The sequence below is a fragment of the Pseudoalteromonas sp. CR1 genome, assembly GCF_019392235.1.
In the GTDB taxonomy this organism is placed as follows: Bacteria; Pseudomonadota; Gammaproteobacteria; order Enterobacterales; family Alteromonadaceae; genus Pseudoalteromonas.
The window spans coordinates 42,331-57,415 of sequence record NZ_JAHXRM010000006.1 but is presented as its reverse complement, the minus strand read 5'-3'; the positions used below and the strand labels follow the sequence as shown (position 1 = coordinate 57,415).

Below are 15,085 nucleotides of genomic sequence, written 5' to 3'. Positions count from 1 at the left end.
GCTAAACATATATTTAAAAAGCCATGCAATGCATGGCTTTTTATATGCTGGCGCTAAACTTGCACCTATGAGTAAAGTATTCACATTATTATTTACTCATAGGTGCACAAAAATGATCAGCATACCCTCGATAACAGAAGCCGAAAAACTTATCGAAGAAAAACTCGGCGGTTGGTTTGATGTTGTTATAAGTCACATCCCTAATTTTATAGTGGCGGTTATTATTGCCATTATATTTTCAATGCTAGCGCGCTTTGCTGGCAACCTAATGAAAAACATTTTGCGCCGTTCACTCGACTCACAACAAATAGCCGATTTAATGGCCTCTATATTTAAGGTTATTGTACTGTGTGTTGGGGTGTTTATAGCGCTAGATTTTGTGGGGTTAAAAGGTACGGTTACCTCTTTATTAGCCGGTGCGGGTATTGTTGGTTTAGCCATAGGTTTTGCGTTTCAAGATATGACCGAAAACTTGATTGCGGGTATCGCAATGGGTATACGCAAACCCTTTAAAACAGGAGACGTAATAGAAACCGACGACGTGTTTGGCTCAGTACACTCAATAAACCTGCGCAACACGCTAATAGAAAGCTTTTACGGGCAGTTAATCTTAGTGCCTAACAAGGTGTTGTTTAGAAATGTGTTAAAAAACTACACCACACTCGGGGTTAGACGCATCGAAGTACCGGTAGGCATTTCGTATGGTGACGACATAGAAAAAGCGAAAGAAGTTATTGTAGATAAGATTAACGATTTGGACTTTGTTATTCGTAAAAACGAAACCGATGTTTATGCCGAAGGCTTTGGTGACAGTAGCATTAATTTATTGGTGTGGTTTTGGATTAAATACCCAGGTGAACCAGACTTTATGACAGTGCGCCATAAAGGTGTAGTCGCCGTTAAACAAGCGTTGGATGAAGCTGATATTAGTATTCCATTTCCTATTCGTACGCTCGATTTTGGTATTAAAGGCGGTGAAAAACTCGATGCCATGATCAGCGATAAAATAAGCCAGCAATCATCAAATAAAGGCAACGCTAGTGGAGCAGATTCAAGCCAAAACGAATAAATGAGCCATTAATACCATTGGGAATTATTTACTCACTCTTAGCGCACTTTTACATTTATATGTGCGCCGTTAGCTAAAGAAAAAATGACTTACGAGTCACAACAACTAAATGCAGCTTTATAAAGCTGCATTTTTTTATGGCTACTTAAATGTTTGAGAAGGTGAGAACAACGTTAACTAATTATAAATTTATGTCTACTTACCTTTTGAGATGAAATTGGAAGCGGGCTATGTAATATATCGATAAGGCTAAGGCTATTGTGTAGTTACTTCCCGAAACCGACGATAACGCAGCATAAATATAAAACATGCAGTAACCTTTGAGGTCCCCCCTTAGGTTGCTTCTCCTTGTTGCTTAAAGAATAGGTCATAAAGAGCAAGTAGGGCATATGAGCTGTATACGACTTTAAGTTATACGTACATAGGCGTAGTCATTAAAATAATGCAGAAGTAGGGACCGAGCTTACTGGGTCACAAATCGCGCACCTTAGTTATGTTACGCCTAGATAGAACACGCTTTAATAATGGCAGTTAAACAGGCCTAGCCTTAATATAAATTTATTATTTAAAGGGTAAATTGTTTAGGCAAATATCAGGTTGTAAGGTATGCAATTTACAATTGGTCTTTGGCGGTAAATAAGAGGTAATTAAAGCAAGTTTATTTTTGTAGTTAATGTGAGTTGTAAGTAACTACAGGCACAAAAAAGGCGCAGCATGTGTTGGAGTTGCGCGCTGCGCCTAGGATCAATTGAGTTAATAAAAGTGTGATTTAAATAACACTAATTTTGTTACGAATGATTTTAACCCCATCCATATTTTCTAAAAATTTTTGTGCAAGCGCACGTTCAAAACCTGTTTGCGCTTGACCATGTAATACTACCTCGCCATCTTTAACCTGAACGCGAATATTGCTTAATGCAAAGTTAGGGTTAGTACGAAGTGTGCTGGTAATGGTTTGTTGTAGGTTAGGTTGAGTTGCTACGCTGCTCACTACGGCTAGGTGCGTTGCTGCACTCACTTTGGTAGCACATGCTAACAAAAATAAACAACAAAACGAAACTAAAGCAATAGTTAACTTTAAGCGGTTCATAACTCAATCCTTTTATATCAATTAAAAATTTAGCCAAACCATTAAGTATTCTGGCTATTCTGTCTCTAATAATACAAGTTCAGTGCCATTGTTAATTTATTGAAATATAAGGTTATTTCATTAAGTGGGAATTCAGGTGGGCAATAATTACATTTAAATGGGTAGGTGTTACATGCTCTGGTTACATTTGTAACGCGTATTAAAAAGCCGGCATGCTCCGGCTTTGGTAAAAAATGCTAAGTTATTTTTTCTTTTTAACTTTCGCTTTTTTCTTCGCTTTCATTTTTACCGGATCTTTACGCTTTTTAGCGGGTGGCTTAGCTTCTTTATGCTGCGGCTCTATGCCTTTAATTACACGACGTTTAAGCTTTTGTTCAATGTAGCGTTCTACTTTGTACAAAATACCAATATCGTGCGCTTCCACTAATGATATAGCGATACCTTTTTTACCTGCACGACCCGTACGGCCAATTCGGTGTACATATACGTCAGCTGTTCGTGGCATGTCAAAGTTAATAACATGGCTAATGTCAGATACGTCAATACCTCGGGCGGCTACATCTGTTGCAATCAATATTTTAGTGCGGCCGCTATGAAAGTTTTCCATTGCTTTCATGCGCTTGTCTTGGGGCATTTCACCACGCAGCCAGGCGGCTTTTACGCCGTTATTAGTTAATTCACCAATGAGTGTTTCTAAACGCTCACGGGTTTTAACAAACACAATAGCTTTACTAACGTCTGGGCCGTTAAGGGTATTGACTAAAAGTTCTAGTTTATGGTGGTAATCATCAGCAAGGTGAACCCACTGGTGAATTTTAGCTTTTTCTTTGCGTGACGATTCAGCTTCAAGTAGAGCAGGGTCGTTTAGCGTTGTTTCTGCAAATCGCTCTACGCTGTCGCCCTCAAGGGTGGCAGAGAACAAAAAGCACTGACGGCGGTTTTTAGCTTCGTCACAAATACGGCTCATTTCTTTTTTGAAACCCATGTCTAGCATGCGGTCGGCTTCATCAATAATAAGCATTTCGACGTGTTCAGCATGAAAGTTTTCAGTTTCAAGGTATTCCATTAATCGCCCTGGAGTGGCAATTAACACGTCGTTATTTTTTTCAAAAATTTCTTTATGCGTTCCGTAGTTAATACCGCCGGTTACTACACCTATTTTCAGGTGCGTACGTTTTGCTAGTAACTCACATTGCTCATGAATTTGATAAGCCAGCTCACGTGTTGGGGTCATTATTAATACGCGGGCAAAACCAGGTTCACGGCGCGGAAAATCCAATAAGTATTGAATAGCAGGAATTAAAAATGCCGCTGTTTTACCTGTGCCAGTTGGCGCAGACGCTAAAATATCACGTCCCTGAAGGGCTTCAGGAATAGCTTGCTGTTGGATACTGGTCGGCGTTTCGTAACCCATTTTATTAATGGCGTCGAGTAATTTGGTATCAAGATCAAATTCAGAAAATTGCATAGAGTGTCTAAAATAGTGGACAATTACCTTGATTATACGCGCTATGCTGCGCTTGGTGAATGAAAAGGTGAAAAAATGTCTGGTTTTGCATTTAAACAATTTAAGGTTGAACACGACCATTGCGCAATGAAGGTTTCAACCGACGGCATTTTGCTTGGCGCGTGGGCAAACTTAACAGATGCAAACACGTTATTAGATATTGGCACAGGCACAGGGTTATTGGCGTTAATGTGTAAGCAGCGCAGGCCAACATTGAGTATTACCGCGGTTGAAATAGATAAAAACGCATACAATCAAGCATTACAAAACGTAGCAAATAGTCCGTGGCCCAATATAACTATTCAGCACCAAACTATTCAAAGCTTTAATAGTGATGCTCCCTTTGACGTAATCATTTCTAATCCGCCTTATTTTAATCACAGTCTAAAAGGCAATAATGCCGCCCGAAACACTGCACGCCACACTGATGGTTTAAGCTTTGAGGAGTTAATTAACGCGTTTAGGCAGCTTAGCCATTCACACTCACGGTTTAGTTTAATACTGCCAAGCACTGAGGCCGAGGTATTTATTGAACTTGCCGTTAAACATGGACTTTATTTAAATGCACACTGCCAAGTGCAAGCGACACCTAGCAAACCTATAAGCCGCAGTTTAATGACATTTAGCTACCTACAATCACAAACCGACAATTCAACGCTATGCATTAGAGAGCTAAACAACAATTACACCACTGATTACGTTGCTTTGTGTAAGGCGTTTTATTTAAAAATGACGTAACTATGTGGATGATTATCTAATAATAAAGGATAGTTTACCCATAATGCATACGTATTCAGTTGTTATTTAATCAATCTCAAGACTAGTGTTAACCACTTGTAAATAACTAAGAGCATGTTGTTTAGCTCGCCAACATTTGGAAACACACACTATGAAGCTGAATAAAATTGTCACCACCGCCGGGTTAAGCCTAGGTTTGCTTGTACCTAACCTTGCAGCTGCTGCACCCACTACGTTTGTTCATTTATTTGAATGGAGTTGGCCCGATGTCGCACAAGAGTGTGAGCAGTTTTTAGGACCAAAAGGGTACGCTGCTGTACAGGTTTCTCCACCTAACGAGCATATTACAGGCAACCAATGGTGGACTCGCTATCAACCTGTGAGCTACCAACTGCAAAGCCGAGGCGGTAACCGAACGCAGTTTATAGATATGGTTAACCGTTGTAAAAGTGCAGGGGTCGATATATATGTAGATACCCTAATTAACCACATGGCAGCTGGGAGTGGGAATGGCGTAGCGGGAAGCACGTTTGGGAATAAACAATACCCAATTTATAGCCCACAAGATTTTCATGAAAGCTGCTCAATTAACCCAGAAGATTACGGTAATAACCGTTATCGCGTTCAAAACTGTGAGCTGGTAGGGCTTGCCGACTTAAACACATCTTCAAATTACGTGCAAAATACCATAGCGGCTTATATTAATGACCTTCAAGCTATTGGAGTAAAAGGCTTTAGGTTTGACGCGGCTAAACACGTAGCCGCTAGCGATATTCAAAGCCTTATGGCTAAAATAAACGGCTCGCCGTTGGTCTTTCATGAAGTGATTGATCAGGGAACAGAAGCCGTTGATGCCTCTGAGTATTTAAGTACAGGGCTTGTTACCGAGTTTAAATACAGTACACAACTCGGTAATACATTTAGAAACGGCTCACTTGCGTGGCTAAGTAATTTTGGTGAAGGGTGGGGCTTTATGCCAAGCTCATCGGCGGTCGTATTTGTAGATAATCACGACAATCAGCGCGGGCACGGTGGTGCGGGTAATGTAATTACTTTTGAAGATGGCCGTTTATACGACTTAGCTAACGTATTTATGTTGGCGTATCCATATGGTTACCCAAAAGTGATGTCAAGTTACGATTTTCATGGTGATACCGATGCTGGCGGGCCAAATGTTCCCGTTCATAACAATGGTAATTTAGAATGCTTTGAAAGCAATTGGAAGTGTGAGCACCGGTGGTCATATATTGCTGGTGGCGTTGATTTTAGAAATAACACCGCCGACAACTGGGCTGTGACAAATTGGTGGGATAACACGAATAATCAGATTTCATTTGGCCGCGGTAGCTCAGGTCATATGGCTATTAACAAAGAAGACTCAACGCTTAATGCTACTGTGCAAACAGACATGGCACCCGGTCAATATTGTAATGTATTAAAAGGTGAATTGTCGGGCGATGCTAAAAGTTGTAGCGGTGAGGTTGTAACCGTTAATAATAACGGCACTATTAATTTAAATGTGGCGCCGTGGGATGCCATGGCGATTCATAAAAACGCTAAGTTATCACAAGGGTCGACTTCAACCCCGAATGGTGATTGGCAGCGTACTGTTATTTTTATTAACGCACAAACCCAAAGTGGGCAAGATATGTTTGTACGTGGCGGAATAGATCATACCTATGCCAATACAAATTTAGGAAGAAACTGCCAAACAACCAATGTTGAATGCGCGATGCCTATTCGCCATAACAATTTAAAAAATGCCACTACAAGTCTATGGAAAGCAAACGATAACTTCCTAGATTGGTACGGTATTGAAAGCGGGCAAAGTACGCAAGCAGAGGGGACAGCAGCCGATTGGACTACAAACGTGTGGCCAAGTGCGTATGGTACACAAAAAACAGTGACCAACGATGGTTTTGGCGTTACACCGCTTAATATTTGGGGTGAACACTACTGGATGCTAGATGTAGATATGGATTGCAGCAAAGCGGTGAATGGGTGGTTTGAGGTAAAAGCATTTGTAAAAAATGGTCAAGGTTGGGAAAGCGATATAAACCAAGCCAATACACCCTATGCCAGCACTAACCATGTGGCACAGTGCGGAAAAATTAATATGTTTAAATTTAATAGCTCAAGTGTAGATATTCGTAGCTTTTAAACTTATGCGTTAAGTTTAGCCTTGTGCATTACTACTAAAGCCAAACACCTAAGCGTGTTTGGCTTTTTACTGCAACCATTGCGCTTGAGCAGTTAAAGCGTTTCGCCGTACTCGGTCATTACTTGCTCAACCCAGCTGGCTATGCGTTCATCGCTTAGCTCGTACTGGCTGTCTTCATCAAGGGCGAGCCCTACAAACTGTTTGCCATCGGGGGTGAGTGCCTTTGAAGCTTCAAACTCGTAGCTGCTGTCGTTTGGCCAAAAGCCAAGTTGTGTAAATGTTTGTGTGTTTATTTCGTCGTGCAGCATACCCAGAGCGTCTTGAAACCACTGTCCGTAACCTTGCTGGTCGCCCATGCCAAATAAAGCAATAGTTTTACCATGTAGGTTTACATCTTTTATGTCGTCCCATTTTGACTCCCAGTCTTCTTGTATTTCGCCAAAGTCCCATGTTGAAATACCAAAGATGATAAAGTCGTACTGCTCTGCATTTTTTAGTGGTTCGTCTTTAATATTGTGAAGGCTGACTATATCGTCACCAATAAGGTCACGAATTTTTTCTGCTGCCATTTCGGTGTAGCACGTAGTAGAGCCAAAAAATAAACCAATTTGCATCGTATTTATCACTGTGTAATTGCCTGATATGATAGGCTCAAGTTTACCGTAAGGTATTTTTAATTGATACCTTAGCAAAGCATGAGAGCATAATGTGACAACGCTATCTGACGATTTTTCAGAAAATAAAAGCAGTATGAGCACCAATAGCGACTACCTAGAAACCTTTTTAGATAGCCTTTATTTAGAGCAAGGTGTAAGCGAAAACACATTAAGTGCTTACCGCAGCGATTTAGATAAGTTTTGCCAGTTTTTAAAAGGCGAAAACTTAATGACGGTAACAGGGCACGACATTGAAAGCTATTTAGCGCACCGGGTCGACTTAGGCCTAAAGCCGCGCAGTACTGCGCGCAGTATTAGTGCGTTAAAACGGTTTTATCAGTATTTTGTACGTGAAAAACTGATTACCGATACACCCATGTTAAACATTGCTCAACCCAAAGCGGGGCAATCGTTACCTAAAACACTTTCTGAAGCCGAAGTAGAAGCGCTTCTCAGCGCCCCCAATACTGAAGAGCCAATGGGACTGCGCGATAAGGCGATGCTTGAGTTACTTTACGCCACAGGCCTGCGTGTCAGTGAGTTGGTTGGGCTACGTATGGAGCAAATTAACTTACGCCAAGCGGTTGTGTTTGTAAAAGGTAAAGGCAACAAAGAACGTTTAGTGCCGCTTGGCGAAGAAGCCATGCATTGGCTTGAGCTTTTTTTAAAAGTTGGGCGCGCACAAATGATCAAACACGCCACCGACTTTGTATTTCCGTCAAAGCGTGGTGTAGGCATGACTCGACAAACCTTTTGGCATAGAATCAAACACTATGCTATTTTGGCATCGGTTGAATCGCCATTATCACCTCACACATTGCGCCATGCATTTGCTACGCATTTATTAAATCATGGGGCCGATTTACGTGTTGTGCAAATGATGTTGGGACACAGCGACCTATCAACAACGCAAATTTATACTCATGTTGCTAATGAACGGTTAAAATCGGTACACGCGCAGCATCATCCGCGCGCTTAATTTGAAATTAAATAGTATTAAGCCGGTCAATATATTAAGTATTTTTAGGATAGAGAGAAGTTATGAAAAAATTAATGTTAGCAGGTGCCATGTTGTGCACAAGTATGAGTGCATTGGCAAATGACGTTGCAGTAACGCCAAATGCTAATGATCCTATTGTTACTAAGTTTGCGGCACTTGGCGTAACAGTTAAGCAAATAAATCCAAGCCCAGTGGCTGGTTTAAAAGAGCTAATTACAAACAAAGGTGTGTTATACGCAAGCCCAGATGGTCAGTTTTTAATGCAAGGCACGTTAATCGATTTAGACAATCGTAGTAACCTAACAGAGCAAGCTTTAAATAGCGTGCGCGCTGAAGGTATTACAGATTATGAAGAGTCGATGATTGTGTACAAAGCACCAAACGAAAAACACAGCATCACTGTATTTACTGATATTAGCTGTGGTTATTGTCGTAAATTACACCGTGAACTAAACGATTTGCTTGATGCGGGTATTACCGTTAAGTATTTAGCGTTTCCACGTGGTGGCTTACAAGGTTCGGGCTATGCAGATTTAATGAATGTATGGTGTGCGAAAGATCAACAAGAGGCGTTAACAGAAGCTAAAGCAGGTGAAAGTACCACGGTAGTTGCAGGTTGTAGTGCGCCTATTGCTGAGCATTATCAGCTAGGTCAAAGCTTTGGCATTAGTGGCACGCCAGCCATTATTTTAGATGACGGCACAATGATCCCAGGTTACCAACCTGCTGCTGCATTAAAAGCAGCGTTAGATGCTAATAAAGCATCTTAATAACGTGTTTACGTTTATAAAAAGGCCTTAATGGCCTTTTTTTGTCTTTTTAATACGACTCAATAAGTTAAAAAACCTGCATGAAAAAACTGATCATTGCGCGCGAAAGCGTTAACGACTCGCACTTACCGAGTCATTTGCATCCGGTTATAAAACAAATTTACGCGACTCGTCGTGTAGTTGATGCCCAAGAGCTCGATAACGGTGTTGCTACGCTTCACGACTATAAATTGTTTAAAGACATCGACAAGGCAAGTGCATTACTCGTCGATGCGCTTAAGGCGCAAAGCCACATTTTAATTGTGGGCGACTTTGATGCCGATGGCGCAACCAGTACTGCAACCTTAATGCAGGGGTTGCAAATGTTTGGTTTTCAAAATTTAGATTACCTCATTCCAGACCGCTTTAGCTTAGGTTATGGCTTAAGCCCCGCACTGGCCGAACAAATAGTACAAATAAAACCCGATTTAGTGATCACCGTAGATAACGGTATATCCTGTATTGCCGGTATTGATATTTTAAAATCGGTAGGTATAAAAGTGTTGGTTACAGATCACCATTTACAAGGTGAACAGCTTCCTAATGCCGACGCCATCGTCAATCCAAACAGACACGAATGTAACTTTCCGTCAAAGTCGATTGCTGGTGTAGGCGTGGCGTTTTACTTATTAATTGCACTAAGAAGCCTAATGCGCGAACAAGGTTACTTTACGCAACAAGCACCGCCTAACTTAGCAAACTTATTAGACATAGTTGCGCTGGGTACAGTAGCTGATGTCGTTGCGCTTGATGCAAATAACCGAACACTAGTACACCAAGGTTTAGCGCGTATTCGCAGTGGTAAAACTCGCCCAGGTATTACAGCTCTTATTGAAGTGGCTAACCGAAATGCAGCACGCCTAAGTGCCAGCGACTTTGGCTTTTCACTTGCGCCGCGGTTAAACGCAGCAGGGCGATTAGACGACATGAGCTTGGGCATAGCCTGTTTACTGAGTAACGATATAAACCAAGCAAGGCGTATTGCAGGCGAACTCGACAGCTTAAACCATGCAAGGCGTGAAATAGAGCAGGGCATGCAAGCTGAAGCGCAAGCCGTGCTTGATAGGCTCGCCTTTACCGACGACAACATTCCTGATGCTATCTGTTTGTTCCAAGATGACTGGCATCAGGGCGTTATTGGTATTTTGGCTGGTCGCTTAAAAGAAAAATACCATCGTCCAACGGTTATTTTTGCTGGTGGCGAAAACGGCGAAATTAAAGGCTCGTGCCGCTCCATTGAAGGGCTACACATGCGCGACCTACTAGAAGGGTTAAATACCGCGGACCCCCACCTAATTAATAAGTTTGGTGGCCATGCCATGGCGGCGGGTTTAAGTATTAACGAGCAAAACTTTAACGACTTTAAAAAAGCGTTTGATGCCGCAGTAAGTGCGCAATTAAGCGAAGAAAGTAAGCGTTGTATTGTGTTTACCGACGGTGAACTGCCAAACGACTGCTTTACCATGGAGTTTGCCCAATTATTAAAGCAATCAGGTCCATGGGGGCAGCAGTTCCCAGAGCCGGTGTTTGAACATACCTTTGAATTAATTCAGCAACGTATTGTGGGCGAAAAACATTTAAAACTGGTGCTTAAACATCAATCAGGGCGGTTAGTTGACGCTATTGCTTTTGGTATTGACGTAAAAGAATGGCCAGATACCGAAGCGCGCTTTGTTAAAGTGGCTTATCAACTCGATATTAACGAGTTTAGGGGTAAGTTTAGCCTACAGCTAATCGTCCGAGAGCTTGAAAAAGTACATTAAAAAATATGCACAATACATGCATAAAAGGCTAATAAAACGCGCGATTTTTTGTTAAAATCGGGCGTTTTTATCATTTGACGATAACTTATTGCGGATATTCCTTAAGTCGGGCCGTAATAATCTAGCCATTTTGGAGTAATGTACATGTTTGAAGTGAATCCTGTGATTAATCAAATCAAGGAAATTCGCGATCGTACTGAACTGCTTCGGGGGTACCTTTGACTACGCTCTTAAACAAGAACGCTTAGAAGAGGTTAACGCCGAACTTGAAGATTCAGCTGTATGGAATGAACCTGAACGCGCACAGGCACTTGGCCGTGAAAAGTCAGCATTAGAGGCGGTTGTTGAAACAATCGACAACTTAGTTGCTGGCGCTGATGACGTTGAAGGCTTGCTTGAGCTTGCAATAGAAGCCGAAGACGAAGACACCTTTGACGAAGCAAATGCAGAGCTTGAAGGCCTAAACGCGCAATTAGAAGGTTTAGAGTTTCGTCGCATGTTTTCGGGCACGCACGACGCAAACGATGCATACCTTGATTTACAATCAGGTTCAGGCGGCACTGAAGCTCAAGACTGGTGTAACATGTTACTTCGCATGTATTTACGCTGGGGTGAAGCAAAAGGCTTTAAAGTTGAGCTAGTAGAAGCAACCGATGGCGATGTGGCCGGAATAAAAGGCGCAACAGTTCGCTTTGTTGGCGAATATGCTTACGGTTGGTTACGTACAGAAACAGGTGTGCACCGTTTAGTGCGTAAAAGCCCATTTGACTCAAGTGGCCGCCGTCATACTTCGTTTGCCTCTGCGTTTGTATACCCAGAGATAGACGACAATATTGAAATTGACATTAATCCGTCTGACCTACGTATAGACGTGTACCGTGCATCGGGCGCGGGTGGTCAGCACGTTAACACCACCGAATCAGCAGTACGTATTACGCACGTACCTACAAACACGGTAGTGCAATGTCAAAACGAGCGTTCGCAACATAAGAATAAAGCCCAAGCAATGAAGCAATTAAAAGCTAAATTATTTGAGCTTGAGCTACAGCAGCAAAATGCTGAAAAACAAACGCAAGAAGATGCAAAATCAGATATTGGTTGGGGGAGTCAAATTCGTTCATACGTTCTTGATGACTCGCGTATTAAAGATTTACGCACCGGCGTAGAAAACCGCAATACCCAATCGGTACTTGACGGTAACTTAGACAAATTTATTGAAGCCAGCCTTAAATCTGGCCTATAACCACCAAGCTAATAAAGAGCTAAAAAATGACTGATAAAATCCAAGACGAAAACAAGTTAATCGCTGAGCGTCGCGGCAAGTTAGATGCTATTCGCGAAAATTGCCCAGCCAACGGTCATCCAAACCAATTCCGTCGTGAACATTACACGGCTGATTTGCAAGCTGAGTTTGGTGATAAAACAAAAGAAGAATTAATTGAGCTACAGCACGTAGTATCAATTGCTGGTCGTATTCTTGCTAAGCGTGGTCCATTTATGTCTATTCAAGATATGAAAGGCCGTGTACAAGTTTACGCATCAAAAGACGTACAAAAAGACTTAAAAGCAAAATATGGTCAGCTTGATATTGGCGATATTATCGGTGTTAAAGGCCCACTTAATAAATCAGGTAAAGGCGATTTATACGTAGATATGGCCGAGTACGAATTACTTACTAAGTCACTACGCCCATTACCAGAAAAATTTCATGGCCTTTCAGACCAAGAAACTAAGTACCGCCAACGTTATGTTGATTTAATTACTAACGAAGCAACGCGCGAAACATTCCGCATTCGCTCACAAGTAGTTGAAGGCATTCGTCGTTTCTTAGCAGAGCGCGACTTTATGGAAGTAGAAACGCCCATGCTACAGGTTATTCCTGGCGGCGCATCTGCGCGTCCATTTGTGACTCATCATAACGCGCTTGATATCGACATGTACTTACGTATAGCGCCTGAGCTTTACCTTAAGCGTTTAGTAGTAGGTGGTTTTGACCGCGTATTTGAAATTAACCGTAACTTCCGTAACGAAGGGTTATCAACGCGTCATAACCCAGAATTCACTATGATTGAGTTCTACCAAGCGTACGCTGATTACATCGACCTGATGAACATCACCGAAGACATGCTACGTACTGTTGCAACTAACGTATTGGGTAGCCCAATTGTTATTAATACAACAAAAGACGAAAACGGCGAAGTAACCGACTCAGTCGAGTACGACTTTGGCAAACCGTTTGAGCGCCTAAGCATGGCTGATGCTATCTTAAAATATAACCCTGAGTTTGATGCTGCGGTATTTAACGACCCAGAAAACCACTTTGAAGAATTAAAAGCGTACGCTAAACAAGTACACGTAAAAATTCCTGAAAACTGTGTGTGGGGCCCAGGTAAGTTTTTATGTGAAATATTTGAAGAAACGGCTGAGCACATGCTTATCCAACCTACATTTATTACAGGTTACCCATGGGAAGTATCGCCACTGGCGCGTCGTAACGACGAAAACCCATTTGTTACCGACCGTTTTGAGTTTTTTGTTGGCGGACGTGAGCTTGCAAATGGTTTCTCGGAGCTTAATGATGCACAGGATCAAGCTGAACGCTTTACTCGTCAAGTTGAAGAGAAAGACGCCGGTGATGATGAAGCAATGCACTACGATGAAGACTACATACGCGCACTAGAGTACGGTTTACCGCCTACCGCTGGTGAAGGTATTGGTATTGACCGATTAGTCATGTTGTTTACTGACTCGTCTACAATTAAAGACGTTATTTTATTCCCGCATATGCGCCCGCAAGCTGACTAAGCTTAATGTAAAATAACACCTTGAAACGCCGCTTAATTGCGGCGTTTTTGTTTTAATTTTGTTTATTCATAGCTAATAAGAGCATTATTCATATATTAAGCTATTGATATTTAGTTGTAATTTTTTATGAAAATTTTTATGTGCATATAACAAATTAATGAGTAACTTTTAAACATTATGTTGTATTTTTGTAACTTTGTTAGCTACAATACGGCCAAATTTTAAACGGCCTAACTTTTAGGTGCTGTAAATAATAAAAACGGATTTATAAAATAATAAAATGACAGATAAAACTATCGAAGAGTCGGAAGAACTCAGTCAAACCGAGCGAGAGCGAGAAGCGTTTTACCGAGCATGTATTGCCGAGTTTCAACAGCTAGGTTATCAAGAGCAGTACCTGGCTAGTTTAAAAGATAAATGTGCACCAACCGACGACACACTTACGCCTAACGAAGAGAGTTGATTAGCTTAAAAATTAGGCTTCTTTCATATAAAAACATAACATATGTGTGTTCTGTAACCATATAGACACTTTTGATAGAAAAGTGTTTGACATATTTTCTGAAATCTTTATTATACGCCCCACAAGACGGAGAGGTGTCCGAGTGGCCGAAGGAGCTCCCCTGCTAAGGGAGTATAGAGTTTGTAGCTCTATCGAGGGTTCGAATCCCTCCCTCTCCACCATTTTTTTAAATGGCGAAATCTTGTAAACGTAAAGATGGGCGCATAGCTCAGCTGGATAGAGTACCTGGCTACGAACCAGGCGGTCGGAGGTTCGAATCCTCCTGCGCCCACCACTCTTTACACACTCAGCTTAGAGTATAAATAAGTTAAAGTGTTTGGTTTTTAACCAAATGGTCGGAGGTTCATTCTTACAAGATACGTCCTGCTTCCAACACTTTTCACACACTCTGCTCAGAGTATAAATTAGCAAATAGTAAAAGTGGGCGCATAGCTCAGCTGGATAGAGTACCTGGCTACGAACCAGGCGGTCGGAGGTTCGAATCCTCCTGCGCCCACCACTTTTACAACACTCTACTTAGAGTATAAACAAGTAAAAAGAATGAAAGTGGGCGCATAGCTCAGCTGGATAGAGTACCTGGCTACGAACCAGGCGGTCGGAGGTTCGAATCCTCCTGCGCCCACCACTTTCTATTACTACTAAAGTTAATAGAAAAGAAACCGACGAAAGTCGGTTTTTTTATGTCTGAAATTTGAGAAAGCTTTCAGATATCAGATTTCAGTTAAGCCAAACAAACACACCTGTTAAAAACTTCAGCGTAGACGCAGAACTTGTTCGCGTGAGAAGCGCAGCTTCTAATTACTTACGTATCTATCCAAAACCATTTAAGAGTGATGCTCGTCTCGCAAGCTAAGCGCCTACGGTGAACCTTAAACTGTGAGTAAAATTATTGTATACGCAGAACTTGTTCGCGTGAGAAGCGCAGCTTCTAATTACTTATGTATCTACTCAAAACCATTCACTG

The 15,085-nt window shown here is 41.7% G+C and carries 12 protein-coding genes and 4 tRNA genes; 13 read left to right on the top strand and 3 right to left on the bottom strand.

All coding sequences use genetic code 11. The features are described from left to right. The first annotated feature begins 112 nt into the window (after nucleotides 1-112). Complete coding sequence (locus KZZ04_RS07330; RefSeq protein WP_058405895.1) at nucleotides 113-1,069, top strand: mechanosensitive ion channel family protein; 957 nt, start codon at nucleotides 113-115, stop codon at nucleotides 1,067-1,069. A gap of 769 nt (nucleotides 1,070-1,838) precedes the next feature. On the opposite strand, the gene KZZ04_RS07325 is transcribed toward KZZ04_RS07330, so the two are convergent. Then, the gene (locus tag KZZ04_RS07325; protein WP_006793146.1) at nucleotides 1,839-2,159 is read right to left on the bottom strand and encodes a BON domain-containing protein; all 321 of its coding nucleotides are present in this window, start codon (nucleotides 2,157-2,159) and stop codon (nucleotides 1,839-1,841) included. A gap of 241 nt (nucleotides 2,160-2,400) precedes the next feature. Then, nucleotides 2,401-3,627: an ATP-dependent RNA helicase SrmB gene (gene srmB, locus KZZ04_RS07320; protein WP_058405865.1), complete on the bottom strand. Its 1,227-nt coding sequence runs from the start codon at nucleotides 3,625-3,627 to the stop codon at nucleotides 2,401-2,403. Between the two features lie 75 nt (nucleotides 3,628-3,702). On the opposite strand from srmB, the gene KZZ04_RS07315 reads away from it, so the two are divergent. Both KZZ04_RS07315 and KZZ04_RS07310 read left to right on the top strand, forming a co-directional pair. Next, entirely contained in the window at nucleotides 3,703-4,404 is a 702-nt protein-coding gene (locus KZZ04_RS07315; protein WP_219422289.1) for a tRNA1(Val) (adenine(37)-N6)-methyltransferase, read from the top strand. 151 nt (nucleotides 4,405-4,555) lie between these two features. Continuing rightward, nucleotides 4,556-6,565 (top strand): alpha-amylase family protein, encoded by a 2,010-nt coding sequence (locus KZZ04_RS07310; protein ID WP_219422288.1) that lies wholly within the window; start codon nucleotides 4,556-4,558, stop codon nucleotides 6,563-6,565. A 92-nt stretch (nucleotides 6,566-6,657) separates the two neighbouring features. Here KZZ04_RS07310 and fldB read toward each other — a convergent pair whose 3' ends face one another. Continuing rightward, nucleotides 6,658-7,179, bottom strand: coding sequence for a flavodoxin FldB (gene fldB, locus KZZ04_RS07305; RefSeq protein ID WP_058405868.1), 522 nt, complete (start codon nucleotides 7,177-7,179; stop codon nucleotides 6,658-6,660). A 94-nt stretch (nucleotides 7,180-7,273) separates the two neighbouring features. Between fldB and xerD the strand changes: the two genes are divergently transcribed. The 10 genes from xerD to KZZ04_RS07255 all read left to right on the top strand — a co-directional run bounded on the left by xerD (nucleotide 7,274) and on the right by KZZ04_RS07255 (nucleotide 14,746). Then, nucleotides 7,274-8,200 (top strand): site-specific tyrosine recombinase XerD, encoded by a 927-nt coding sequence (gene xerD / locus KZZ04_RS07300; protein WP_219422287.1) that lies wholly within the window; start codon nucleotides 7,274-7,276, stop codon nucleotides 8,198-8,200. Nucleotides 8,201-8,262: 62 nt separating this feature from the next. Next, entirely contained in the window at nucleotides 8,263-8,991 is a 729-nt protein-coding gene (dsbC, locus tag KZZ04_RS07295) for a bifunctional protein-disulfide isomerase/oxidoreductase DsbC (RefSeq protein WP_219422286.1), read from the top strand. Between the two features lie 80 nt (nucleotides 8,992-9,071). After that, on the top strand, nucleotides 9,072-10,793 hold the full coding sequence (gene recJ, locus KZZ04_RS07290; RefSeq protein WP_219422285.1) for a single-stranded-DNA-specific exonuclease RecJ: 1,722 nt from the start codon (nucleotides 9,072-9,074) through the stop codon (nucleotides 10,791-10,793). Nucleotides 10,794-10,937: 144 nt separating this feature from the next. After that, a protein-coding gene (gene prfB / locus KZZ04_RS07285; protein WP_152995648.1) for a peptide chain release factor 2 occupies nucleotides 10,938-12,036 on the top strand; the annotation gives its coding sequence in 2 pieces (ribosomal slippage) (nucleotides 10,938-11,012 and nucleotides 11,014-12,036; 1,098 coding nt in all). A gap of 26 nt (nucleotides 12,037-12,062) precedes the next feature. Further along, on the top strand, nucleotides 12,063-13,598 hold the full coding sequence (gene lysS / locus KZZ04_RS07280) for a lysine--tRNA ligase (protein WP_138529064.1): 1,536 nt from the start codon (nucleotides 12,063-12,065) through the stop codon (nucleotides 13,596-13,598). A 280-nt stretch (nucleotides 13,599-13,878) separates the two neighbouring features. Continuing rightward, nucleotides 13,879-14,061 (top strand): hypothetical protein, encoded by a 183-nt coding sequence (locus KZZ04_RS07275; RefSeq protein ID WP_058405874.1) that lies wholly within the window; start codon nucleotides 13,879-13,881, stop codon nucleotides 14,059-14,061. A gap of 128 nt (nucleotides 14,062-14,189) precedes the next feature. Beyond that, a tRNA-Ser gene (locus KZZ04_RS07270) sits at nucleotides 14,190-14,282 on the top strand. Nucleotides 14,283-14,318: 36 nt separating this feature from the next. Then, a tRNA-Arg gene (locus tag KZZ04_RS07265) sits at nucleotides 14,319-14,395 on the top strand. Nucleotides 14,396-14,543: 148 nt separating this feature from the next. After that, nucleotides 14,544-14,620, top strand: a tRNA-Arg gene (locus KZZ04_RS07260). Nucleotides 14,621-14,669: 49 nt separating this feature from the next. After that, nucleotides 14,670-14,746 (top strand) — tRNA-Arg (locus KZZ04_RS07255). The last annotated feature ends 339 nt before the right edge of the window (nucleotides 14,747-15,085 follow it).